Origin of the sequence: Mesorhizobium sp. B2-8-3 (assembly GCF_006440815.1) — a bacterium.
Lineage (GTDB): Bacteria > Pseudomonadota > Alphaproteobacteria > Rhizobiales > Rhizobiaceae > Mesorhizobium.
This window is the reverse complement of the sequence record NZ_VFTW01000014.1, coordinates 1-21742: the sequence shown is the minus strand read 5'-3', so window position 1 is coordinate 21742 and position 21742 is coordinate 1. Positions and strand designations below refer to the sequence as shown.

The window sequence follows — 21742 nt, the reverse complement described above, 5'->3', positions numbered from 1 at the left end:
CCCCTCGTCCATCAATCACCTGCCCATCAATCGCCGAGCGGCTGGCCGAGCCGTTCGAAGGCAGCCGGATCACGGTTCTTCAAGGCACCTGCCAAGAACAGTCCGACCACGGCCGCGATCAGCACCAGCGCCGGCAGGAACACGCCGAGGAAGCCGCCGGCGCCCGACAGGCTGCCGAAATTGACGACGATCAGGTAGATGATGATGGCAAAGGCGATGAAGGTCAGCGCCGGCAGGAACGTGGTCTTCAGCCCGTTCTCCTGGTTGGACGGGTTGGCGCGGAAGTACATCACCACGGCGAGCGAGGCCACCGCCATCATGACGATGACGCCGAGCGTGGCGACGTTGGTGAGCCACGAGAACAGCGCCAGCACCGGGTCGAGGCCGAGCACCGCGAACAGCCCGATAACGACGGCCGCGAGCACGGTCTGGATCACCGAGGCGACATGCGGGCTCTGATGCGCCGAATGCGTCACGCCGATCGACTGCGGCAGGAGCTTTTCGCGGCCGGCGACGTAGATGTAGCGGGCGACCGCGTTGTGGAAGGCCAGCACACCGGCGAACAGGCTGGACACGAAGAGGATGCTCATGGCGTGGGTGAGCAGCGTTCCGGCGTAGCGGTCGGAGAGGCCGAACAGGAAGGTGGTCGGATCCTGCAAAGCCTGCAGCGACGGCAACAGCTTGTCGACGCCGGCGCCGACCGCCATCAGCCAGGCGGTGATCATATAGAACAGGCCGATCAGGATGACGGAGAAAAAGGTGGCTCGCGGAATGGTCACCTTCGGGTCGCGCGCCTCCTCGGCATAGATCGTGGTCGCCTCGAAGCCGATGAAGGCGGCGAAGCAGAACAGGATGGCGATGGCCGGCGCGCCGCTGGCGATCTGGCTCCAGCTGAAGGGCGCCGCCGACAGGCCGCTGTCACCGCCGGTCTTGAGGATGGTGAGGTCGAGGATCAGCACGACGACGTATTCGGCAAGCACCAGCACCGTCAGGATCTTGGCCGACAGGTCGACCTGCCGGTAGCCGAGCACGGCGACGATGGCGATGGCAATGAAGCTCCACACCCACCACGGCAGATTGATGCCCCAGCCGGCGAACAGCCCGGCGGTGGCCGCGCCCAGCAGGCCCATGACGCCGATCTGCATGGCGTTGTAGGAGAGGATCGCGATCATCGCGACGGCGCCGCCGGCCAGGCCGCCCAGTCCACGCGCGGCGTAGGCGTAGAAGGCGCCGGCATTGCCGATGTGGCGCGACATGGCGACATAGCCAACCGCGAACAGGAGCAGCAACAGCGTCACGATCAGATAGGTGCCGGCAAAGCCGGCGCCGTTGCCCATCAGCATGCCGAGCGGCGTGCCGCCGGCAACGGCCGTCAGCGGTGCGGCGGCCGAAATCACCATGAAGGTGATGGCGCCGACGCCAAGGCTGTTCTTCCTCAGCCGGTTCACTTCTCCGGCTTCAAGTGTGGTCATTTTTCCCTCCATTCCGCATTGCGGAAACCAAGTGTCCCTGAGATGCCGAGGGCCTTCTGAGAGGGCCAATGCGCATTTCATTATTTGCAACGGCATTTCGATATTAGACTTGCAAAGGAATCGACTTGCTGTCAAGTTAATTCGCACGTTAAGTATCTGACGGAGGATCGGACACGCGATGAGCACGGTGGCCAAAGCCATTTCGCTGCTGGAGGTGCTGGGCGGCGGCGCGCCCGAGGCGGCGCTTGCCGACCTTGCCAAGGGCGCCGGCTTCGACAAGGCGACGACGCGCCGGCTGCTGGTTTCGCTCATTGCGCAAGGGCTGGTCGAGCAGGACCAGGCGACGCGCCTCTACCGGCTCGGAGCCGGCCTGACGCGGCTGGCGCTGATGCGCGAGGCGCAGTTTCCGTTCCTGCGCATGGCCGTGCCGGTGGTCGAGATGCTGGCCGCCGAGACCGGCGAGACGGCGCATCTCTCGGAATATTCGAAGCGCGGCCTGATCACCGTCCAGGTCATCGAATCGGCTAAGGCCAATCGTGTCAGCGTGCAACTCGGCGACGTGCTGCCGATGCATGCGACGGCGTCCGGCATCGCATTCCTGGCTTTCACTGAGGAGCACATCCGCGAGGCCATCCTTGCCGGACCGATGCCGGCTTTCACGCCCTTCACCATCGGCGATGCAAACACTTTGGCCGAACAAGTCGCCGCCGCCCGCGCGCGCGGCCATTCCATCGGCGCGCAGGGTTTCGAGGAGGGCGTGATGAGCGTCGCCGCCCCGGTTCTCGGCACCGACGGCTACGCCATCGGCGCCATCGCGGTGGCGGCGCCGAGAGTGCGCACCCAAAAGGCCGACATCGAGCGGCTTGGCGTCAGCGTGACCGCCGCGGGTCGCGAGATCGGCGAGCGGCTGTTCGGCCGGCTGGCCGGCCAGAAGCGGGCCTGACAACCAACGAGAGACTGCAGGGAGACTGATGTGGAGGAGAAACGCCGAATCCTGGTTATCGGTACCGGCGACACCAAGGCCGACGAGCTTCTGTTCATGCGCGAGCGCATCGAGGCCGTCGGCGGCGTTGCCGTGATGATGGACGTCAGCGTGCTTGGCGACCCGCCCTACAAGCCGGAGCATGACAAGCATGCGGTGGCGCGCGCGGCGGACACCACCATCGAGGCAATCATCGCCACCGGCGACGAGAATACCGCGATGACGCTGATGGCGCTTGGCGCCTCGCGGCTTGCGCGCTCGCTGCACGACAGGGGCGAGATAGACGGCTTCATCGCACTGGGCGGCTCGATGGGCACGGACCTTGCGCTCGACGTCGCGCTGGCGCTGCCGCTCGGCGTGCCGAAATTCGTCGTCTCCACGATCGCCTATTCGCATCTCGTGCCGCCGGAGCGCATCGCCACCGACCTGATGATGATCCTGTGGGCCGGCGGCCTCTACGGGCTCAACAGCGCCTGCAAGGCGGTGCTGTCGCAGGCCAGCGGCGCCGTCGTCGGCGCCGCGCGGGCTGTCGTCAAACCCGATATGTCGCGGCCGAAGGTCGGCATGAGCTCGCTGGGCAAAAGCTGCCTGCAATATATGGTCACGCTGAAGCCTGAGCTGGAAAAGCGCGGCTATGAGGTCATCGTCTTCCACACCACCGGCATGGGCGGGCGGGCGCTGGAGGCGATCGCCGCGCAGAAGGGCTTCGTCGCGGTGCTCGATTTCAGCCTGCAGGAGCTTGCCAACCAGCTTACCGGCTCGGTGGTGAATTCGGGAACCGACCGGTTGGAGAATGCCGGGCGGCAAGGCATCCCGCAGATCGTCGCGCCCGGCGCCATCGACATGGTGGATTTCCCGACCTGGCAGGCGGTGCCGTCGCGCTTCACGGAACGGCCGTACCACGCGCATAACCGCCTGCTTGCCTCGGTCACCTCCGACGGCGCGACACGCCGGGAGATCGCGCGCGCCATCGGCGACAAGCTCGCCGCGGCGACCGGTCCGACCGCCTTCATCCTGCCCGCCGGCGGCATCCAGCAATGGGACCAGCAAGGCGGGCCGCTCTACGAGCCGGAAGCGCTGTCGGCCTTTGTCGAAGAGATGAGGGCGCGCGTGCCGGACAATGCCGAGCTGCATGAGATCGTCGGGCATATCAACGACGCCGCCTTCAGCGCCAAGGCGCTGGAAATCTTCGACCGCTGGGTGGCGGAAGGCATCGTTCCGCCCGGCGTGACCGGCAGGCGCATGGCATGAGTCCCGTGAAGCCGCGGGCGCTGGTGTTGGACTTCGGCGGCGTGGTCACCCGCACTTTGTTCGAGACGCATGCGCTGACCGAGCAGGCGCTTGGGCTCAAGCCCGGCACGCTCGGTTGGCGCGGACCAGTCGACCCGGTTTCCGATGCGCTGTGGCGCTCGATGCAGGCCGACGAGATCAGCGAACGCGACTACTGGAAAACGCGTACGCGCGAAGTCGGCCAATTGGTCGGAGAAGACTGGCAGGACATGCAGACCTTCGTGCAGCGGGCGCGCGGAGCGGAGCCGGAAAAAGTGCTGCGACCGGAGGCCGACCAAGCCATCCGCACGGCGCATGCCGCCGGTGTCCGCCTCGCCATCCTGTCGAACGAGCTCGACCTGTTCTATGGCGCTGATTTTCGCCAACGCCTGCCGCTGCTTTCGCTTTTCGAGACGATCGTCGATGCGACTTATACGAAAATCCTCAAGCCCGATGCCCGCGCCTATGCGATGGTCGGCGAGGCGCTGCGGCTGCCGCTTGCGGCCTGCGTCTTCGTCGACGACCAGAAGCGCAATGTCGACGGTGCGATTGCCGCCGGCATGCCGACCGTTCATTTCGACGTCGCCCGACCGGCGCAAAGCTATGCCGAGGCGCTCAGCCATTTCGGCCTGACGCTCTCCTGATTGCAAAACCGGAGTTCCTCCCGATGCGTGACATCAACTTCCTCACCGAAAACAACGCCAAGCCGATCTGGCATCCGATGGCGCATCCGGCCGAAATGCGGGCGAGCCCGCCGAAGATCATCATGAAGGGCGAAGGCGTTTCGGTGACCGACGCCGAGGGCCGCACGGTGCTCGACGCCGTCGGCGGCCTCTGGAACGTCAACCTCGGCTACAGCTGCGATCCGATCAAGAAGGCGATGACGGGACAGCTCGACGCGCTCCCCTATTACTCAGGCTTTCGCGGCACCTCGACCGGGCCATCGATCGAGCTCGCTTACGAGCTGACCCAGTGGTTCGCGCCGGAAGGCATGGCGCGCGCCTTCTTCACCTCGGGCGGCTCGGACTCGATCGAGACGGCGCTCCGGCTCGCGCGGCAATATTGGAAGATCCGCGGCCAGGGCGACCGCACGAAATTCCTGGCGCTGAAGAAGGGCTATCACGGCACGCATTTCGGCGGCGCCTCGGTCAACGGCAATGCCAATTTCCGGCGCAACTACGAACCGCTGCTGCCCGGCGTCTTCCACACGCCGGCGCCGATGACCTACCGCAACCCGTTCGACGAGACCGACCCGGCGAAGCTTGCGAAACTCTGCGCGCGGGCGATCGAGGAAGAGATCGCCTTCCAGGGCGCCGATACGATCGCCGCCTTTATCATGGAACCAGTGCTCGGCGCCGGCGGCGTCATCGTCCCGCATGAGAGCTTCATGCCGATGGTGCGGGCGATCTGCGACCGCCACGACATCCTGTTGATCGCCGACGAGGTGGTGACCGGCTTCGGCCGCACCGGCGCCTGGTCAGGCTCGCGGCTCTCCAGCACGAAGCCGGATTTCATGACCATCGCCAAGGCGATCACATCAGGCTATTTCCCGCTCGGCGCGACATTGATCGGCGCCAAGGTCGCCGACGTCTTCGAGGCCGACAAGACGAGCTTCGGCGCGATCGGCCACGGCTATACCTATTCCGGCCACCCGGTCGGCTGCGCGGCCGGCCTGGCGGCTCTGGCCGAGACGAAGCGGCTGGCCGTCAACGAGAATGCCGCGGCGCGCGGCGTCGAGCTCGGCAAGGCGCTGGAGGCACTGAAGGCCAAGCACCAACTGGTCGGCGATGTTCGTTACCAAGGCCTGATGGCGGCCCTCGAGCTGGTCTCGGACCGCGCCGCCAAGAAGCCGGTCGACAAGAAGACGATGGCCGCCGTCGCGGACGGAGCTTATGGCGCGGGCGTCATGCTGCGCGTCTCCGGCAACAACATCATCCTGTCGCCGCCGCTGATCATAACCGCCGCCGATGTGGCGAAGATTGCCGAGGGGCTGGATGCGGGGTTGGCCGCTGCCGCGGGCTAGGGAATAGTGAGTAGTGAGTAGTGAGTAGTGAGTAGCGACCGAACCTACTCGCTATTCGCTATTTGCTACTCACTATTCGCTCTTTCCGCCACGCCGCCGGCGACACGCCAACCGCCTGCCGAAAGAAGCGCGAGAAATAGGCGGGATCGTTGAAGCCGGTTTCGTAGGCGATGTCCTCGACCGTGCGGATGGTGAAGAGCAGCAGGCGCTTGGCCTCGACCAGGCGTCTTTCGCCGATCGCCTGACGCACGCCCGAGCCCAGCACCTGATGCGCCGCCTCGTCGAGCAGATGGCGCGTGGTGCCGAGTTCCCCGACATAGCGCTCGACCGGCCAGTCATCGCGAAAATGCCGGTCGATCAGCCGCCTGAGCCGGCCGCCGAGCGCCACCACGGCCGGCACGGTCACCGCATGCGACTGGGCGTCGAGACGGGCGATGTGCGACAATGCCACAGCGATCAGCTGCGGCAGGATCTTTTCCGCACCGGCTTGAGCCTCGACATATTCGGCCTGGATCATTTTGATGGTGTCGTTAAGCCGCTCCCACAGCGCCGCGTCACCTCGCCCGGTCGCGAAGACGGGCTGATCAAGCTGGAGGGCCGATTGCTCGGCGATGGCCGCGAGCGCAGCGTCCGCGACCGAGACGACGATGGCGTCGGTGCCCGGCTCGATGTCGAACCCATGCACGACGCCGCTCGGCATGAAGCTCACCGTCGGTGCCGAAAAACTCCAGGTCTTGTCCTCGATCCGATAGACGCCCTGCCCGCTCGTCCAGAAGGTGATCTGCGCCATTTGCGGATGTTTGTGCGCCAGAACCCGGCCGCGGTGCACGGAAGCGCGGGCTTGCACGGTCTCGACATGCAGGAAGCCGACGTCGAGCGCCCGCGCCGGCTCGCCGTAGACGAAGAATTCCGGGATGGCGGTCTGGCTCATGAGACGCCCGAAAAAGTCCAATCGGTTTTACGCTTTCGTCCATAAACCATCCAGCGGCTTGCGGCTACTCTCCAACAATCCAAGGGAGGATCATGATGCGATCGGAAGAATTCCGGGCCGACAATTCGCGGCCGTTCACGGGCGCCGAATATCTGGCGAGCCTGCGCGACGGGCGCGAGGTCTACATCAATGGCGAACGGGTGGCCGATGTCACCAGCCATCCGGCAATGCGCAATTCGGTGCGTTCGCTGGCCCGCCTCTACGACGCGCTGCACGATCCGAACCAGCAGCCTGTGCTGACCTCGCCGACCGATACCGGCTCGGGCGGCTACACCCACAAATATTTCCGCGTCGCCCATTCCCCTGCCGATCTTGCCGCGCAGCAAAGCGCGATCGCGCATTGGGCGCGCATGACCTATGGCTGGATGGGTCGCACCGCCGACTACAAGGCGGCGCTGATGAACACGCTCGGCGCCAATGCCGAATGGTACGGCCCGTTCAAGGACAATGCGCGCGCCTGGCACAAGCGGGCCCAGGAGGCGGTCCTGTTCATGAACCACGCCATCGTCAACCCGCCGATCGATCGCCACAAGCCGTCCGAGCAGGTGAAGGACGTGTTCGTGCACATCACCAAGGAGAACGACGCCGGCATTTGGGTGTCCGGCGCCAAGGTGGTGGCGACGTCGTCGGCGCTCACCCACTACAATTTCCTGGCGCAGAGCTCGGCGACAGTGACGGAAGATCCATCGCTGTCGGTGATGTTCATCGTGCCGATGAATGCGCCTGGCATTAAGATGTTCTGCCGCGTCTCCTATGAGCAGACGGCCAACACAGTCGGCCATCCCTTCGACTATCCGCTGTCGTCGCGCTTCGACGAGAACGACGCGATCCTGGTGCTCGACAACGTGTTTATCCCCTGGGAGGACGTGCTGGTGCTGCGCGATGCGCAGAAGATCCTGTCCTTCCATCCGGCGTCGGGCTTCATGCATGGCTATTGCTTCCAGGGCTGCACGCGCTTCGCCGTCAAGCTCGACTTCCTCGCCGGATTGCTCGCCAAGGCGCTGCGCGCGACAGGCGGCGATGCCTTTCGCGGCAACCAGGCGGCGCTCGGCGAGGTGATTGCGCTGCGCCACATGTTCTGGAGCTTTTCCAATGCGATGGCGCACAATCCGATACCGTGGGCGAACGGCGCGGTTCTGCCCAATCTCGAGGCCGCGCTCGCCTACCGCACCTTCATGTCGGAAGCCTATCCGCGCGTCATCGACACGGTGCGCCGGGTGATCGCCTCGGGGCTGATCTATCTGCCGTCCTCCGCACGCGACTTCGACAATCCCGAGATCGACCGCTATCTCGCGCAATATGTGCGCGGCTCCAACGACATAGGCCATGTCGAGCGGATCAAGATCATGAAGCTGTTGTGGGACGCGACCGGCACCGAATTCGGCGGCCGCCACGCGCTCTACGAGCTCAACTATGCCGGTGCACCGGAAGAGGTGCGGCTGCAGGTGCTGAAGGGCGCCGAGCGCGGCGGCCGGCTGAAGCAGATGGAGGAACTGGTCGACCAATGCATGGCCGACTATGACGAAAAGGGCTGGACCGGCGACACCTGGCTGCCGCCGATTGCCGCCCAGCCCAACTGACGGGGGCCGGATGGAAGCGGCCATGACAACACAAGTCGCGAGGCTGGAATTCCGCGAGGCCATGGCGCGGGTCTGCGCGCCGGTCAACATCGTCACCACGGACGGTCCGGCCGGGCGCGGCGGCTTCACCGCGACCGCCATGTGCAGCGTCTCCGACGATCCGCCGACGCTGCTGGTCTGCATGAACGAGCGTTCGGCGCAGACCGGCATGTTTCTCGCCAACCAACGCTTCTGCGTCAACGTGCTGACCCAATCGCACATGCATCTGGCGGCAAAATTCGCCGGCGCGATCCGCGACATGGCCGAGCGCTATCAAGCCGCGCGCTGGCAGACGATGCCATCCGGCATGCCGGCGCTGCTCGACGCCATCGTCAGCTTCGATTGCGAGATCGGCGCGGTGAACAAGGTCGGCACGCACAATGTGATGTTCGGCCGCGTCGTCGACATCCGCCACGGCAGCGACGAGGCGGCGCTGCTCTATGTCGGGCGCAACTTCATGCAGCCGAGCGCGCTGGGGAGTTTTGGAGGGTAGGCTTCTCAGCCGTCCACCGACTCCGACTGGATCAGGCTCTCCAGCATGTCCAGCAAGCGCTCGTGCTCTTCGGCGCCGTAGCGCTTCTCGATGGCGTCGTAGATGGCGACCCGCTCGGGCGCCAGTTCCTCGATCAAGGCCACGCCGGCCGGGCTGATGGCGAGCAAGGCGCGGCGGCCGTCATCCTTGACCTTGTTGCGGGTGATGAACTCCCGCTCTTCCATCGCCTTGATGATGCGGGTGAGGCTCGGCGGCAGGATCGAGGCGCGGCTGGCGAGCTCAGTCGCCTCCAGCGGCCCGGTTTCGGCGAGAACGCGCAGCACGCGCCATTGCTGCTCGGTGATATCGTGGCGTGCGAGCATCGGCCGGAAATGCGCCATGATCACTTCGCGGGCGCGAAGCAGAGCCATGGGCAAGGAGCGGCGGGTGCTGGGCGGTAGCAAAATCAAGTCTCCGAAAAATTCCAGTCCAGTACGACTCGCAACAAAGATTAGGGCCCGGATCGCAGCTATATCCGCGATTTTGCCGAGGGCGGCAATCCCACCCGGAAGCTGCATCCGCGCAGAGAACGACGCTTGACATTCGGTCGTCAAGATGTAATTCACATGTTAACTACAAGGTGGAGGAAACCTTGCCCCATATGGCGATCGAATATTCGGCCAATCTCGACGCGAAGGTCGACATGGGCGAGCTTTGCGCGCTGGTGTCGCGCACCATCCTGGAAACGGGTTTGTTCGAACCTGGCGCGGTCAGGGTCCGCGCGTTCCGCGCCGAAGCCTACGCGATTGCCGACCGGCTGCCGGAGAACGGCTTCATCGACATGAATTTCCGCATCGGCAAGGAGCGCAGCGCGGCGGAAAAGAAAAGCGCCGGCGAGGCGATCTTCGCAGCTGTCACCGATTATCTCTCGTCACTGTTCGCCACGTCGCATTTCGCACTGTCGCTGGAGATCCGCGAGATCGACGCCGAACTGAGCTGGAAGAAGAACGCCATCCATCCGCGCCTGCGTGGCAAGTGATCTAGAACGGGAAAGAAATCATGGCGGCACTGGACGACAATCTGAGAAAGGCCGAGGCCTATCTGGAACGCTTCCGGAAGGACGGCGTGCTCAACCAGATCGGCGGCGAAGCGGTGCCTGCCGCGGACGGCTCGACCTTCGAGACGCTTTCGCCCGTCGACCTCAAGCCGATTGCCACCGTGGCACGCGGCAAGGCCGCCGACATCGACCGCGCGGCAAGAGCGGCCAAGGCTGCCTTCAAGGACTGGGCGGCGATCCCCGGCGACGCACGCAAGAAGCTGCTGCATAGAATAGCCGACGCCATCGTCGCGCGTGCCGAAGAGATCGCCTTTGTCGAATGCATGGACACCGGCCAGTCGCTGAAATTCATGGCCAAGGCAGCGCTGCGCGGCGCCGAGAATTTCCGCTTCTATGCCGACCGCGCGCCGGAAGCGCGTGACGGCCGCTCGCTGAGAGCGCCGAATCAGCTCAATCTGACGACGCGCGTGCCGATCGGCCCGGTCGGCGTGATCACGCCGTGGAACACGCCCTTCATGCTGTCGACCTGGAAGATCGCGCCGGCCTTGGCCGCCGGTTGCACGGTGGTGCACAAGCCGGCCGAGCTGTCGCCGCTTACCGCCCGGCTGCTGGTCGAGATCGCGGAGGAAGCCGGCCTGCCCAGGGGCGTGTGGAATCTGGTCAACGGCTTCGGCGAGGATGCCGGCCGGGCGCTGACCGAGCACCCCGACATCAAGGCGATCGGCTTCGTGGGCGAAAGCCGCACCGGCTCGATGATCATGAAGCAGGGCGCCGAAACGCTGAAGCGCGTGCATTTCGAGCTCGGCGGCAAGAACCCGGTCATCGTCTTCGCCGACGCCGACCTGGAACGGGCCGTGGACGCCGCCGTCTTCATGATCTATTCGCTGAACGGCGAACGCTGCACCTCGTCCTCGCGCCTCTTGGTCGAGGCTTCGGTGCACGACAAATTCACCGAACTGGTGTCGGAGAAGGCAAAGCGCATCAAAATCGGTCATCCGCTGGATCCCGAGACGGTGGTAGGCCCGCTGATCCATCCGGTGCATGAGGAAAAGGTGCTCTCCTATATCGAGATCGGCAAATCGGAGGGCGCGGTGGTCGCCGTCGGCGGCGGCAAGTTCGCCGGCCCGGGCGGCGGCTGCTATGTCAGCCCGACATTGTTCGTCGGCGCCACCAACAAGATGCGCATCGCCCAGGAGGAAATCTTCGGGCCGGTGCTGACGGCGATCCCGTTCAAGGACGAGGCCGATGCGCTGGCTCTCGCCAACGACACGCAATATGGGCTCACCGGCTATTTATGGACCTCCGACGTCACCCGCGCGCTGCGCTTCACCGACGCGCTCGACGCCGGCATGATCTGGGTGAATTCGGAGAATGTGCGGCATCTGCCGACGCCGTTCGGCGGCGTCAAGAGCTCCGGCATCGGCCGCGACGGCGGCGACTGGTCGTTCGACTTCTACATGGAAACCAAGAACATTGCGTTCGCCACGGCGCCGCATTCGATCCAGAAGCTCGGCGGCTGACCGGAGACACATGATGGCCCTGCCCCAACCCAATCTCTACCCCGCCTTCAACATCGTGCGGCTCAGCCATGTCGAGCTCGCCGTCACCGACCTTGCGAAATCCCGCGCCTTCTATGTCGACACGCTCGGCCTGCAGGTGACGGACGAGACCAGCGGCGCCATCTATCTGCGGGCCATGGAAGAGCGTGGCCATCACTGCATCGTGCTGCGCAAGGCGACGGCGCCGGAAGCGCGCGAGCTCGGCTTCAAGGTCTTCTCCGACAAGGACCTCGACAAGGCCGAGCATTTCTTCAAAGCCAAGGGCCTGCCGGTGGAGTGGGTCGAGCGGCCCTACCAGTCGCGCACCTTCCGCACCCGCGACCCGCACGGCATCCCGCTCGAATTCTATTCGAAGATGGAGCGGCTGCCGCCGATCCACCAGAAATACGCGCTTTACAAGGGCGTGAAGCCGCTGCGCATCGACCACTTCAACTGCTTCTCGCCGAATGTCGATGAATCGGTTGCCTTCTACAACGAGCTCGGCTTCCGCGTGACCGAGTATACGGAGGACGCCGAGACCGGAAAGCTGTGGGCCGCCTGGACGCACCGCAAGGGCGGCGTGCATGACATCGCCTTCACCAACGGCCTCGGTCCGCGCCTGCACCATGTCGCCTTCTGGGTGCCGACGCCGCTCAACATCATCGACCTGCTCGACCTGATGGCGACCACGGGCTATGTCGGCAATATCGAGCGCGGCCCGGGACGGCACGGCATCTCCAACGCCTTCTTCCTCTACATCCGCGATCCGGACAACCATCGCATCGAGATCTATTGCTCGGACTACCAGACGGTCGATCCCGATCTCGAGCCGATCAGATGGGACCTCAAGGACCCGCAGCGCCAGACGCTGTGGGGCGCGCCGGCGCCGCGAAGCTGGTTCGAGGAAGGCAGCGTTTTCGCGGGTGTCGAGCCGCGCAAGTCCGATCTGGCGGCCTCGCCGATCGTGGCGCCCTAACGGAGCATCAGCATGAGCGCGGGACGCCTCGCCACCTTCACCGCCGGCGGCAAGACACGCTACGGCGCCATCACCGACAAGGGTGTCGTCGACCTCTCGGCGCGTCATCCCGAATGGCCGACGCTGCGCGAAGTGATCGAGGCCGGCGCTCTCGGCAAACTCGCCGAAGAGGCCGAGGGTCTAGCAGCCGATTTCAGCGTCAAGGACATCGCCTACGAAATCCCGATCCCCTCACCTGAAAAGATCATCTGCGTCGGCGTCAACTATCCGGACCGCAACGAGGAGTACAAGGACGGGCAGGCGGCGCCTTCGAACCCGTCGCTGTTCATCCGCTTCCCGCGTTCCTTCGTCGGCCATGGCGCGCCGTTGGTGCGGCCACCGGAATCACCACAGCTCGACTATGAGGGCGAGGTCGTCGTCGTCATCGGCAAGGGCGGGCGACGCATCGCCGAAGCCGATGCGCTCGGCCATATCGCGGCGCTCTCGCTGTGCAACGAAGGCACGATCCGCGACTGGGTGCGTCACGCCAAGTTCAACGTCACCCAAGGCAAGAATTTCGACCGGACCGGCTCGATCGGTCCCTGGCTGGTGCCGTTCATCGACGAAGCGCAGATCGCCGACATTTCGCTGACCACCCGCGTCAACGGCGAGCTGCGCCAGCAGGACCGCACTGGGCGCATGATCTTTTCGTTCGCCAAGATCATCAATTACATCTCGACCTTCACCACGCTGGTGCCGGGCGATGTCATCGTCACCGGCACGCCAACGGGCGCCGGCGCCCGCTTCGACCCGCCGGTCTGGCTGAAGCCGGGCGATGTGGTCGAGGTCGAGGCCGACGGCATCGGGCAGCTTCGCAACGGCGTCGTCGACGAGGGAACCGGCCGATGATGACGGAAAGCCAAGTCGAGGACGCCGCCCGCAGGCTGTTCGAAGCCGAGCGCGACCGCCGGCAGATCAGGCTGCTCAGCCTCGATTTTCCTCAAGCGACGATGGACGACGCCTATCGCGTGCAGGCGGCGCTGGTGAAGCGGAAGGCCGCATCGGGACTGACGATCAAGGGCTGGAAGATCGGCCTGACCTCGAAGGCGATGCAGTCGGCGCTCAGCATCGACATTCCCGATTCCGGGATCCTGTTCGACGACATGTTCTTCGAGGACGGCGGCACGGTGCCGGCCGATCGTTTCATCCAGCCGCGTATCGAGGCCGAGATCGCCTTCGTCATGAAGGCGCCTCTGGCTGGTCCTGACATCTCGATCGACGATGTGCTCGACGCCACCGATCACATCACGCCTGCGCTTGAAATCCTCGACACCCGCATCGAGCGGATGAACAAGGAGACGGGCAAGATCAGGACCTTCTTCGACACGATCTCGGACAATGCCGCCAATGCCGGCATCGTCGTCGGCGGCCGCAAGGCCGGCCCGCGCGAGGCGGATATGCGCTGGATCGGCGCCATCGTGTCGCGCAACGGCGAGGTGGAGGAAACGGGGCTCGGCGCCGGCGTGCTCGATCATCCACCCAAGGGCATCGTCTGGCTCGCCAACCGGCTGCATCAGTACGGCATGCGGATCGAGACCGGACAGGTCGTGCTGTCGGGCTCCTTCATCCGGCCGGTCGAATGCAGACATGGCGACCGGATCGTCTCGGATTTCGGCCCCTTTGGTGCGATCCGCATCGCGTTCGCCTGATCGGACGTTTCCCAGCACAGGAAAGAAAAAGGCCGGGCGCGAAAGCGGCCCGGCCAAGCATGAAGGTCATAACCTTCAGAGGGGAACATCGCCCGGCGCAATGGGAGGAAAACACCGAGCGATGACCCTTATTTGGGGCCTGAGCGGCACATTTTCCACGAACGGAATTCCAAAAAAGATCGAAATTGCGAAAAAAACTCGCTCGACTGCGCGAAATCTTCAGCCAGCGGCCGATGTCTTTTCCAACAGATCGGCATAATGACGCCGCGCCACGTCGGGATGTGACCTCAGCCGGCTCTTCAGCACATTGGTCCCGACGTTGCGGAAGAGCGGATTGTCAGGGTCGCTAGCCGGGCCGCGCGCTTCGGCCGCCAATTCCTCGGGCAGCTCGAGAAGCGGGATCGTGGCGTCGAGCCGGGCGCTGAAGAAGAACGGAACCGAAATCCGTTCGACGCCGGCCGGCGGCGCGACGACGCGATGCACGGTAGCCCTGAGATAGCCGTTCGAGGCGAGTTCGAGCAGTTCGCCGATGTTGACGACAAGCGTCTGCGGGATCGGGTCGACATCAACCCAGTTGCCGTCATATTCGACCTGCAGGCCCTTGTTCTCGTCCTGCAGCAAGAGCGTGAGAAACCCGCCGTCCTTATGCGCGCCGACGCCCTGGTCGTCGCCGGTGGCGTCGCGGCCGGGATAGCGCACGATCTTCATGCGATGGTTCGGTTCGCCGCGATAGATCGGATCGAAAGCGTCCTCCGGCTGGTCGAGCGACGCCGCGAAAGCCTTGAGCAGCCGGATCGCCACGTCGGTCGCCTTTGCCTGCCAGGCGAGCAGCGCCGGCTTGAGATCGGGAAATGCGGCCGGCCACTGGTTCGGACCCTGCAGCCGCGTCCAGGCCGGCACTCCCGGACCCTGCGCAATGGTCGTACGCTCGACGCCGATGTCGAGCTGCTCGCGCCAGTCGGCCTTGCCTCTGGTCAGCTCGCCGCCGGCGCGCGTATAGCCACGGAACTGCGGCGACTTCACCATTTCGATGCCGAGCTTGTCGGCCTCCGGCAGAGCGAAGAAGCGGCGGGCGGCGCCCAGCACCGCATCGACCTCCGGTTGGGTGATGCCGTGGCCGGTGAGATAGAAGAAGCCGACGTCGCGGGCGGCTGTGCGCAAGTCAAACAGAAAAGTTCGAAGCTCCGACGGACCCTGCTCCAAGCGATCGAGATCGAGCACCGGAATTATTCTGGGCATGGACAGGCTCCTCCTACGGTAACTCTTGTTTTTCGCAATTCCGGACGGAAAACCGCTGCACACTTTCCTTGGAATTGCTCTAGCGACCCCCGCGGCACGATGACATGGGCGCCATTGCGGGTGAAGAAACGCACCAACCAATCTCACTGCAAACGGCGCAAGCCGGCGCTCAATTCCCGGGTTTTGCGGCAAATCGCGTTCAAATGGGCTTCGGCCGACGCAAATCAGGCATTTCTACCGGGCGGCAGCGCGCATCAGACGCGTTGCGCGGCGCGCCAGGGCAACCGGTCATGCGCCGTTGGCCGCAGCACCGTCGGCAGGCCTCGCGCTTCCTGAATGCCGAAGCCCAATCGCGTCAGGCTGGCCCGCGCCAGGGCGGCGTTGCTGTCGATGACGATCAATCCGTTCGTATCGCCGAGGCTGGCCGCCACCACCGACAGTTCGGTGCAGCCGAGAAGTGCGGCATCGGCGCCAGCCAGTTGCGCGAGATGAAGCCCCCGCTCGGTCTCGGTCGCGGCCTGCGCGATCGAGCCGGCCTTGACGAGGCCGATGGCGTTGTCGACGCGCTCCTGGAACTCCGTGCCTTGCGGAAGGCAAAGCTCGAAACCCGCCGCCGATACCCTGTCCTGGTAGAAGCCGGAGGCCAGCGTGCCCCGGGTTGCGAGATTCGCGACCCTGCCGCGATCCAGGCCGCGACGGATTTCCGCTACCGCCGCGTCGCCGATATGGATGATCTCGGCCCGCGAGTTCGCCGCCAATCGATCGTACCAATGATGGGCGGTGTTGCAGGGCATGGCGATACAGGCGACGCCGAGCTCGTTGAGCGTCGAGACCGCGGCCTGCAGCGGCGCCAGCGGTCCGTCATGATTGCCAAGGATCGCCTCGGTCCTGTCAGGCAGTTGCGGCACGCTGAGGATGACGGAAGGCACATGCTCATTGTCGCCGAGCGCTTCGGTCATCCGGGTCAGCTTGAAGTAGAAGTCCGCCGATGCCAGCGGCCCGAGACCGCCGATGATGCCAAGCTGGGGGCGGATGCTGTCGTCGATCATCGGACGGGCTCGGCTTCGAGCTCGTCCGCGACGGGTTCTTCAGATTGTGTCGCCTCCCTGTGGCTGGGCGCGATCATCGCCGTGCTCGCCGCCACGGTGCAGACGCTGGACAGCGTCATGAACGTATCGACAGCCGCGTCGACCGCGACGAACAGGGCGAACGCCGCCTCGAAGGGAAGCTTCAGATAGCCGCAGACGATGGACATCTGTGACAGGATGAGCAGGCTGCCCATGCCGCCGGTGGTCAGCGCCAGAAGCGCGGAGACGATACCGACAAGCAAGAGGTCCGGCATCGCCAATTGATGGCCGTAGAGCTGGGCGATGAACAGGACGCCCGAAGTGTAGACCAGCGCCGGGCCCGTTCGCAGCAATGCCGCCTGCAGCGGCACGAGCAGCTCGACGACCACCAGGCTGAAGCGCAGCCGCTCGCTCAACAGGTTGATGACCCAGGGCAGCGAGGCGACCGAGGAGCGCGTGGTGATGGCCACCATCAGAAGCGGTTGGCAGGTCTTGATCGTGGCCCAGTAGCTCCGCCGCGAGCGTATGGCGATAATTGCAAACGCGCCGGCGAGAAATGTCAGGCAGGAAAGACCCATCACCAGCAGATAGCCACCCATCAGCATCAGCGGCTTGGTGCCGGTCGACGCGGTCTGGTCGGCGATCAGGATGAAGGTTGCAAAGGGCAATCCCCAGACGAACCAGTTGGTCAGCACCGTGCACGCCCGGTACACCGCGTTGAGCGCCTGCGACAGGCTGAGCGACGAGGGCTGGGGGATCTTACCCATCGCCAGACCGAAAAGCAGGCAGAACAACAGGACCTGGATGGTCTGGCCCGAGGCCAGCGCGTTGAAGACGTTGTTCGGCACCAGATCCATGAAGATCGAATGCCCGCCATTCAGATCCCCGGTGAGCGGCGGCGGCTGGAACGGAAATGCGAGATCGGTGGATACGCTGCCTTGCGAATTGATGAATTCGCCGAGCTCGATGCGCGACTGCGGGTTCTCGATCTGGCCGGGCTTGAGTATCAGCGAATAGGTGCCGCTCACCAGCACGGCGAGGAACGACACGACCAGCACGGCTATGCCCACCTTGCCGAGGTAGCGGACCGATTTCGGGTCCTGGACCATCGCAGTGATGGAGAAGATGACGGACGAGACCAGATAGGGCAGGACGACCATCTTGAGGAAATTCAGGTAGATCTGCGCGACGGGGCTGATCGCGTGGGCGAAGGCCGGGTAATAGAGGCCGCACAGGATTCCGGCCAGGATCATTATGATCGTCGTCGCCGGCGAGCGCAGGATGCGCTTCGCCGCCAGGCGCCAATCGAAGGGCATGGGTGCGGCTACATCCGAGACGGCCATTGTCAGGCTTTGCTCCCCTGGCGGTAGCGCGCGATGATCTCGTCGGTGTTGAGGACCTGCTGCCCCCTTGCCAGGTCGAGATAGAGATCGACGAAGGCCGCGAGATGCGGATTGTCCGGACTGATGCCGATCGCGATCGTATCGACCTTGTCGGTCAGCGTGATCGAGCGCGCGACGACCGTCATCGACGGATCGTCGACCATCAGCTTCTTGATCTCGAAATCGTCTCGATAGGCCAGGTCGATCGCGCCGTTGCGGATCGCATCGACAACCGTATTCCAGCCCGCGAAGCGTCGGATCTGCGCGTGCGGGAACGTGGTGGCCGCATAAGTGGCGAAAGACGAGCCTTCGATGACGCCGAGATCGCCGGAGAAATCGCGGATGATCTGCTCAGGCGGCTCGCCTTGCGCGATGCGCGCCAGGTTCACGCGGTTGGCGAGCAACCCTTGGTGCAGCATCGCGTAGGGCCGGGAATAGAGGATCGAGCGACCGCGCTGAAGGGTGCGGCTCAACTTGCCGATCGCCAGGTCCGCCTCACCGGAAGTCAGCTTTTGCACCATGGCGTCGAAGGTCACGGCGGACCGGTCGAACACCGGTTCGACGCCAAGCTCCGCGGCTATGCCGCGCGCCAGGTCCATGTCGATGCCCTTGTCACCGGAGCCGTCGGCCGGAAAGAACGGATCGGACGCGAAGGCCGGCATGGCGATGCGCAGCTTGTTGTCGCTGACGATGGGTTTTGGAACGTCTTGCGCCTGGGCCGGCGTGGCCGCGGCTTGCGCCTGCGCAATGAGCAGCCCTCCGCCTCCGGCTGCAAACAGCGTGCGACGTGTAAGCGGCATGCCCATTCTCAATTCGTGCAGGAGAGCCGGACAACAGATCTGACAACGCGCAGTATGCATGCCGAAGTTAAGTAAAGGTATATTTTATTTTGCGCTTTTTTACATTGCAGACCGCTAAAACGGCGTCAGGAAATATGCATACTTTCTAAAATAATGAGCAGCATCGAGGTGTGTTACTGTACGTTTCGCGCAATGGGTCGTCAGAACGTCTCGACCCACGGCCTCAACTCGACCTCGAAGCTCCACGCGCTGCGATGCTGGCGATGGACGGCGAGATAGGTCTCGGCGATCGCATCGGGCGAGAGGCGACGATCCGGCCGGTCGGACTCGGGCGCCTGTCCGGCCGGCTCGATCTGGCCGTCGATGATGAAATGCGCGACATGGATGTTCTTCGGGCCGAGCTCGCGTGCCATCGATTGCGCCAGTCCGCGCAGGCCGAATTTCGGCATGGCGAAACCGGCAGAACCGGGGAAGCCCTTGAGGCTCGCCGTGGCGCCGGTGAACAGGATCGAGCCGGAACCACGTGCCAGAAGCCGGCGCGCCGCTTGCTGGCCGACCAGGAAGCCGCCATAGGCGCCGACGAGCAGGGCTTGCTTGACCGCCTCGGGATCGAGCTCGGCGATCGGGCCGCGCGTGCGGCCGCTGGCGTTGAAGACGGCAATTTCGAGCGGGCCTTCCTTGTCGGCCGCCTCGAACAGGCGCTCGACGGAAGCGGCGTCCGACACGTCGGTTTCGACGGCTTGGGCGCCGGTTTCCTTGACCAGCGCCGCTAACTTGTCGACGTTACGCGCGGCAAGGACGACGCGGAATCCCTCCTTGGCTAGAAGCCGCGCCAGCGAGGCGCTTAGCCCGGAGCCGGCGCCCGCGATCACCGCAACATTGGCTGCCATGACGTTTCCTCCTTGAGGTACCTCGATGTCGAACCCGCAGGCTCGCGCCTTTGGCGCCAAGAGGCAAGAACGTGGCTGCTCGATTTTCGCCATTTGGCGCAAAAGGCGACCTGGAAGGGCGCGGCGAAAGACTTGCCTGCGGGGCTGATCCATCCGACACGTGGGTGAAGGGCGATTCGAGGAACGACCATGGAACCAATCTGGGCCGTAGGCCTGATGACCGGCACGGTGCTCGACGGCAATATCGACGTGACGCTGATCAAGACCGATGGCGAGCGCATCGCCGACACCGGCACGTACACGCTGGCCCCCTACCCGCAGTCGATCCGCACCTTGCTCGAAGAGACGCTGCGCCAGGCGCGCGCCTGGAATTTCGAGGGACCGGAGCCGGCGATCTTTCGCGAAGCCGAGGAGGCGCTGACGCGCGCGCAGTCCGCTGCGGTCAGGGACCTAGTCGAGAGCCAGGGGATGAGCATGGCCGATGTGGGCATCGTCGGCTTCCACGGCCAGACTGTGCTGCATCGCGCTCCGCAGCCGGGCAAGATCGGGAAGACTCGCCAGCTCGGCGACGGCGAGCTGATGGCCTCGCTGCTCGGCACCAGGGTCGCCTATGATTTCCGCTCGGCCGATGTCGCAGCTGGCGGACAAGGCGCGCCTCTGGCCGCAGCCTATCATGCCGCGTTGCTTAAAGAGGCGGACGCCAGCGGCGACACCGCCGTGCTCAATCTCGGCGGTGTCGGCAACATCACCTGGTGGGACGGCAAGGACAATATCGTCGCCTTCGACACCGGCCCGGCCAATGCGCCGGTCAACGATTTCATCAAGTCGAAAGGCCTCGGCGAGATGGACCGCGACGGCAAGCTGGCGGCTGCCGGCAAGGTCGACGAGGAGCGGCTCGCCAAGCTGCTGCAGCATCCGTATCTCACCAAACCCTATCCAAAATCGCTCGACCGCTTCGACTTCACCGCGGCGATGGCCGAGGGGCTCGGCGCGGAGGACGGCGCAGCATTGCTGACGGCCTTCACCGTGTCGGCCGTCGGCAAGGCGCTCGACCTGTTGCCGCGCCGGCCGAAGCGGCTGGCGGTCAGCGGCGGCGGCCGCCACAATCCGACGATGATGGCAATGCTCGAAAGCCGCGCCGGCGTCGAGGTCGCGCAGGCCGAGACGTTGGGCTGGAAGGGCGACGCGGTGGAGGCGGAGTGCTTTGCTTTCCTCGCCGTGCGCGTGCTGCGCGGCCTGCCGATCAGCTTTCCAAGCACCACCGGCGCGCCCGCGCCGATGCGCGGCGGAAAGCTGGCTGGCTGATCAGGACGGCAGCTTCTTCTGCAGGAAGATGCGGCTGCGGCCGATGGGGAAGTCAGGCAGCGTGCCGAACGGCTGGTAGCCCTGACGCCGATAGACCTTTTCGGCGACCGGGTTGAAGGTGTCGATCCAGGCACCGTGACAACCGCGTGCGATGGCTTCCCGTTCGGCGGCGTCGAGCATGCCGGCGGCTGTGCGCCGGCCGCGCAATCTTTCGTCGACCCACAGCCACTGCACGTAGAGCCAGCCCCAGGCGGTGTAGCCGGAAATGGCGGCGACGATGACACCATGGTCGTCACGCACGATAACCGCCAGCGGCTTCCTGCCTGACGCGCCGACATCCGCATCGTTGAAGGCGGTGAGGCTCCCGCTCAGGAAAGCGAGGTCCTGCGGCAAGGGCTCGGCGGTGATCTCGAGGCTCGTCTTCATCGGCTGCGACTCCGGTTCGCAAGCCAGCCTTAGCAGGCTGCGGAAAACCAGAGCGGTTAGGCCCTTTCCCGTTGGGTTGATGCGAAAATCGGCTCACCCGAGCGTTATTGTACCGGCTCTTTCGGCCGGTTTTGCCGCAATCCACCGGTTTGAGGCGGATTGCACACGCAGTTAGGCCGTGGCCATCAGCTTTGGCAGCCGGACCAGGTTGTAGGCGGCGACGGTCAAGGTGAACGTCCAATCCACCTTCTCGGTCCCTCGATGGCGCGTTTTGCGAAGACTTCCGGTGGTCTTGATCCAGCCGAAGACCTCTTCGATCCGCTTACGAATACGCAGACTGATCGTATAGCCGGGATACCTCGTCGTGCGCTCATCGAGAGCGCTTCGACGCAGGATACCGTTCTTGTCCACATACTCGTGCCTGGCGATGTGTGGGGTAACCTTGCGCTTGCGCAGGGCGGCGACAAACTCGCGCGCGTCGTAGGCCTTGTCCGCACCGAGCGTGATCCGCCGCTTGGCGCCCAATCGATCCACCAACGCCAGTGC

General features: G+C 64.7%; 22 protein-coding genes. 12 read left to right on the top strand and 10 right to left on the bottom strand.

The genetic code is table 11. The features are described 5' to 3' along the window. Window positions 1-26: 26 nt before the first annotated feature. On the bottom strand, window positions 27-1484 hold the full coding sequence (locus tag FJ418_RS19930; RefSeq protein ID WP_181167003.1) for an APC family permease: 1458 nt from the start codon (window positions 1482-1484) through the stop codon (window positions 27-29). A 166-nt stretch (window positions 1485-1650) separates the two neighbouring features. Between FJ418_RS19930 and FJ418_RS19925 the strand changes: the two genes are divergently transcribed. Genes FJ418_RS19925 through FJ418_RS19910 form a run of 4 tightly spaced genes read left to right on the top strand, consistent with a single transcriptional unit; the run spans window position 1651 to window position 5746 of the window. Further along, window positions 1651-2415, top strand: a complete 765-nt coding sequence (locus FJ418_RS19925) for an IclR family transcriptional regulator (RefSeq protein WP_140868508.1) — start codon at window positions 1651-1653, stop codon at window positions 2413-2415. A 30-nt stretch (window positions 2416-2445) separates the two neighbouring features. Next, window positions 2446-3705, top strand: a complete 1260-nt coding sequence (locus FJ418_RS19920; protein WP_140868505.1) for a Tm-1-like ATP-binding domain-containing protein — start codon at window positions 2446-2448, stop codon at window positions 3703-3705. Continuing rightward, entirely contained in the window at window positions 3702-4367 is a 666-nt protein-coding gene (locus FJ418_RS19915; protein ID WP_140868502.1) for an HAD-IA family hydrolase, read from the top strand. The genes FJ418_RS19920 and FJ418_RS19915 overlap by 4 nt, the downstream gene beginning before the upstream one ends. Window positions 4368-4390: 23 nt before the next feature. Beyond that, window positions 4391-5746 (top strand): aminotransferase class III-fold pyridoxal phosphate-dependent enzyme, encoded by a 1356-nt coding sequence (locus FJ418_RS19910; protein WP_140868499.1) that lies wholly within the window; start codon window positions 4391-4393, stop codon window positions 5744-5746. Between the two features lie 58 nt (window positions 5747-5804). On the opposite strand, the gene FJ418_RS19905 is transcribed toward FJ418_RS19910, so the two are convergent. Next, the gene (locus FJ418_RS19905; protein WP_140868496.1) at window positions 5805-6677 is read right to left on the bottom strand and encodes a helix-turn-helix domain-containing protein; all 873 of its coding nucleotides are present in this window, start codon (window positions 6675-6677) and stop codon (window positions 5805-5807) included. 95 nt (window positions 6678-6772) lie between these two features. Between FJ418_RS19905 and FJ418_RS19900 the strand changes: the two genes are divergently transcribed. Beyond that, complete coding sequence (locus tag FJ418_RS19900) at window positions 6773-8317, top strand: 4-hydroxyphenylacetate 3-hydroxylase N-terminal domain-containing protein (RefSeq protein WP_140868493.1); 1545 nt, start codon at window positions 6773-6775, stop codon at window positions 8315-8317. Window positions 8318-8339: 22 nt separating this feature from the next. After that, window positions 8340-8849, top strand: a complete 510-nt coding sequence (locus tag FJ418_RS19895; protein ID WP_140657338.1) for a flavin reductase — start codon at window positions 8340-8342, stop codon at window positions 8847-8849. A 5-nt stretch (window positions 8850-8854) separates the two neighbouring features. On the opposite strand, the gene hpaR is transcribed toward FJ418_RS19895, so the two are convergent. Beyond that, complete coding sequence (gene hpaR / locus FJ418_RS19890) at window positions 8855-9259, bottom strand: homoprotocatechuate degradation operon regulator HpaR (protein ID WP_246677343.1); 405 nt, start codon at window positions 9257-9259, stop codon at window positions 8855-8857. Between the two features lie 221 nt (window positions 9260-9480). On the opposite strand from hpaR, the gene FJ418_RS19885 reads away from it, so the two are divergent. Genes FJ418_RS19885 through hpaH form a run of 5 tightly spaced genes read left to right on the top strand, consistent with a single transcriptional unit; the run spans window position 9481 to window position 14087 of the window. Then, a complete protein-coding gene (locus FJ418_RS19885; RefSeq protein ID WP_140868491.1) occupies window positions 9481-9867 on the top strand; it encodes a 5-carboxymethyl-2-hydroxymuconate Delta-isomerase in 387 nt (128 codons plus the stop codon). A 20-nt stretch (window positions 9868-9887) separates the two neighbouring features. Next, window positions 9888-11405 carry a 5-carboxymethyl-2-hydroxymuconate semialdehyde dehydrogenase gene (gene hpaE / locus FJ418_RS19880; protein ID WP_140868488.1) on the top strand — a complete coding sequence of 506 codons (1518 nt, stop codon included), beginning with the start codon at window positions 9888-9890 and terminating at the stop codon, window positions 11403-11405. A 13-nt stretch (window positions 11406-11418) separates the two neighbouring features. Next, a complete protein-coding gene (hpaD, locus tag FJ418_RS19875) occupies window positions 11419-12399 on the top strand; it encodes a 3,4-dihydroxyphenylacetate 2,3-dioxygenase (protein ID WP_140868485.1) in 981 nt (326 codons plus the stop codon). Between the two features lie 12 nt (window positions 12400-12411). Next, complete coding sequence (locus FJ418_RS19870) at window positions 12412-13287, top strand: fumarylacetoacetate hydrolase family protein (protein WP_140868482.1); 876 nt, start codon at window positions 12412-12414, stop codon at window positions 13285-13287. Continuing rightward, window positions 13284-14087, top strand: coding sequence for a 2-oxo-hept-4-ene-1,7-dioate hydratase (gene hpaH / locus FJ418_RS19865; protein ID WP_181167002.1), 804 nt, complete (start codon window positions 13284-13286; stop codon window positions 14085-14087). Before FJ418_RS19870 ends, hpaH begins: the two co-directional genes overlap by 4 nt. Window positions 14088-14306: 219 nt before the next feature. On the opposite strand, the gene FJ418_RS19860 is transcribed toward hpaH, so the two are convergent. The 5 genes from FJ418_RS19860 to FJ418_RS19840 form a co-directional block, all read right to left on the bottom strand. Then, window positions 14307-15326, bottom strand: a complete 1020-nt coding sequence (locus FJ418_RS19860; RefSeq protein ID WP_140868479.1) for an isopenicillin N synthase family oxygenase — start codon at window positions 15324-15326, stop codon at window positions 14307-14309. Window positions 15327-15580: 254 nt separating this feature from the next. Next, complete coding sequence (locus FJ418_RS19855; RefSeq protein WP_140868476.1) at window positions 15581-16375, bottom strand: amino acid racemase; 795 nt, start codon at window positions 16373-16375, stop codon at window positions 15581-15583. Then, entirely contained in the window at window positions 16372-17736 is a 1365-nt protein-coding gene (locus FJ418_RS19850) for a cation:dicarboxylase symporter family transporter (protein ID WP_140868473.1), read from the bottom strand. The genes FJ418_RS19855 and FJ418_RS19850 overlap by 4 nt, the downstream gene beginning before the upstream one ends. A 2-nt stretch (window positions 17737-17738) precedes the next feature. Further along, window positions 17739-18575 (bottom strand): transporter substrate-binding domain-containing protein, encoded by an 837-nt coding sequence (locus FJ418_RS19845; RefSeq protein WP_181167001.1) that lies wholly within the window; start codon window positions 18573-18575, stop codon window positions 17739-17741. 200 nt (window positions 18576-18775) lie between these two features. After that, window positions 18776-19465 carry an SDR family NAD(P)-dependent oxidoreductase gene (locus FJ418_RS19840; RefSeq protein ID WP_140868470.1) on the bottom strand — a complete coding sequence of 230 codons (690 nt, stop codon included), beginning with the start codon at window positions 19463-19465 and terminating at the stop codon, window positions 18776-18778. A 189-nt stretch (window positions 19466-19654) separates the two neighbouring features. Here FJ418_RS19840 and FJ418_RS19835 point away from each other — a divergent pair, with 189 nt between their 5' ends. Next, a complete protein-coding gene (locus tag FJ418_RS19835; protein WP_140868468.1) occupies window positions 19655-20770 on the top strand; it encodes an anhydro-N-acetylmuramic acid kinase in 1116 nt (371 codons plus the stop codon). Here FJ418_RS19835 and FJ418_RS19830 read toward each other — a convergent pair whose 3' ends face one another. Together FJ418_RS19830 and FJ418_RS19825 are read right to left on the bottom strand one after the other, a co-directional pair. Continuing rightward, the gene (locus FJ418_RS19830) at window positions 20771-21196 is read right to left on the bottom strand and encodes a GNAT family N-acetyltransferase (protein WP_140868465.1); all 426 of its coding nucleotides are present in this window, start codon (window positions 21194-21196) and stop codon (window positions 20771-20773) included. It lies immediately after the preceding gene. A 171-nt stretch (window positions 21197-21367) separates the two neighbouring features. Then, window positions 21368-21742 (bottom strand): transposase (locus FJ418_RS19825; protein ID WP_140868462.1); only part of this gene is annotated, 375 nt, incomplete at its 5' end.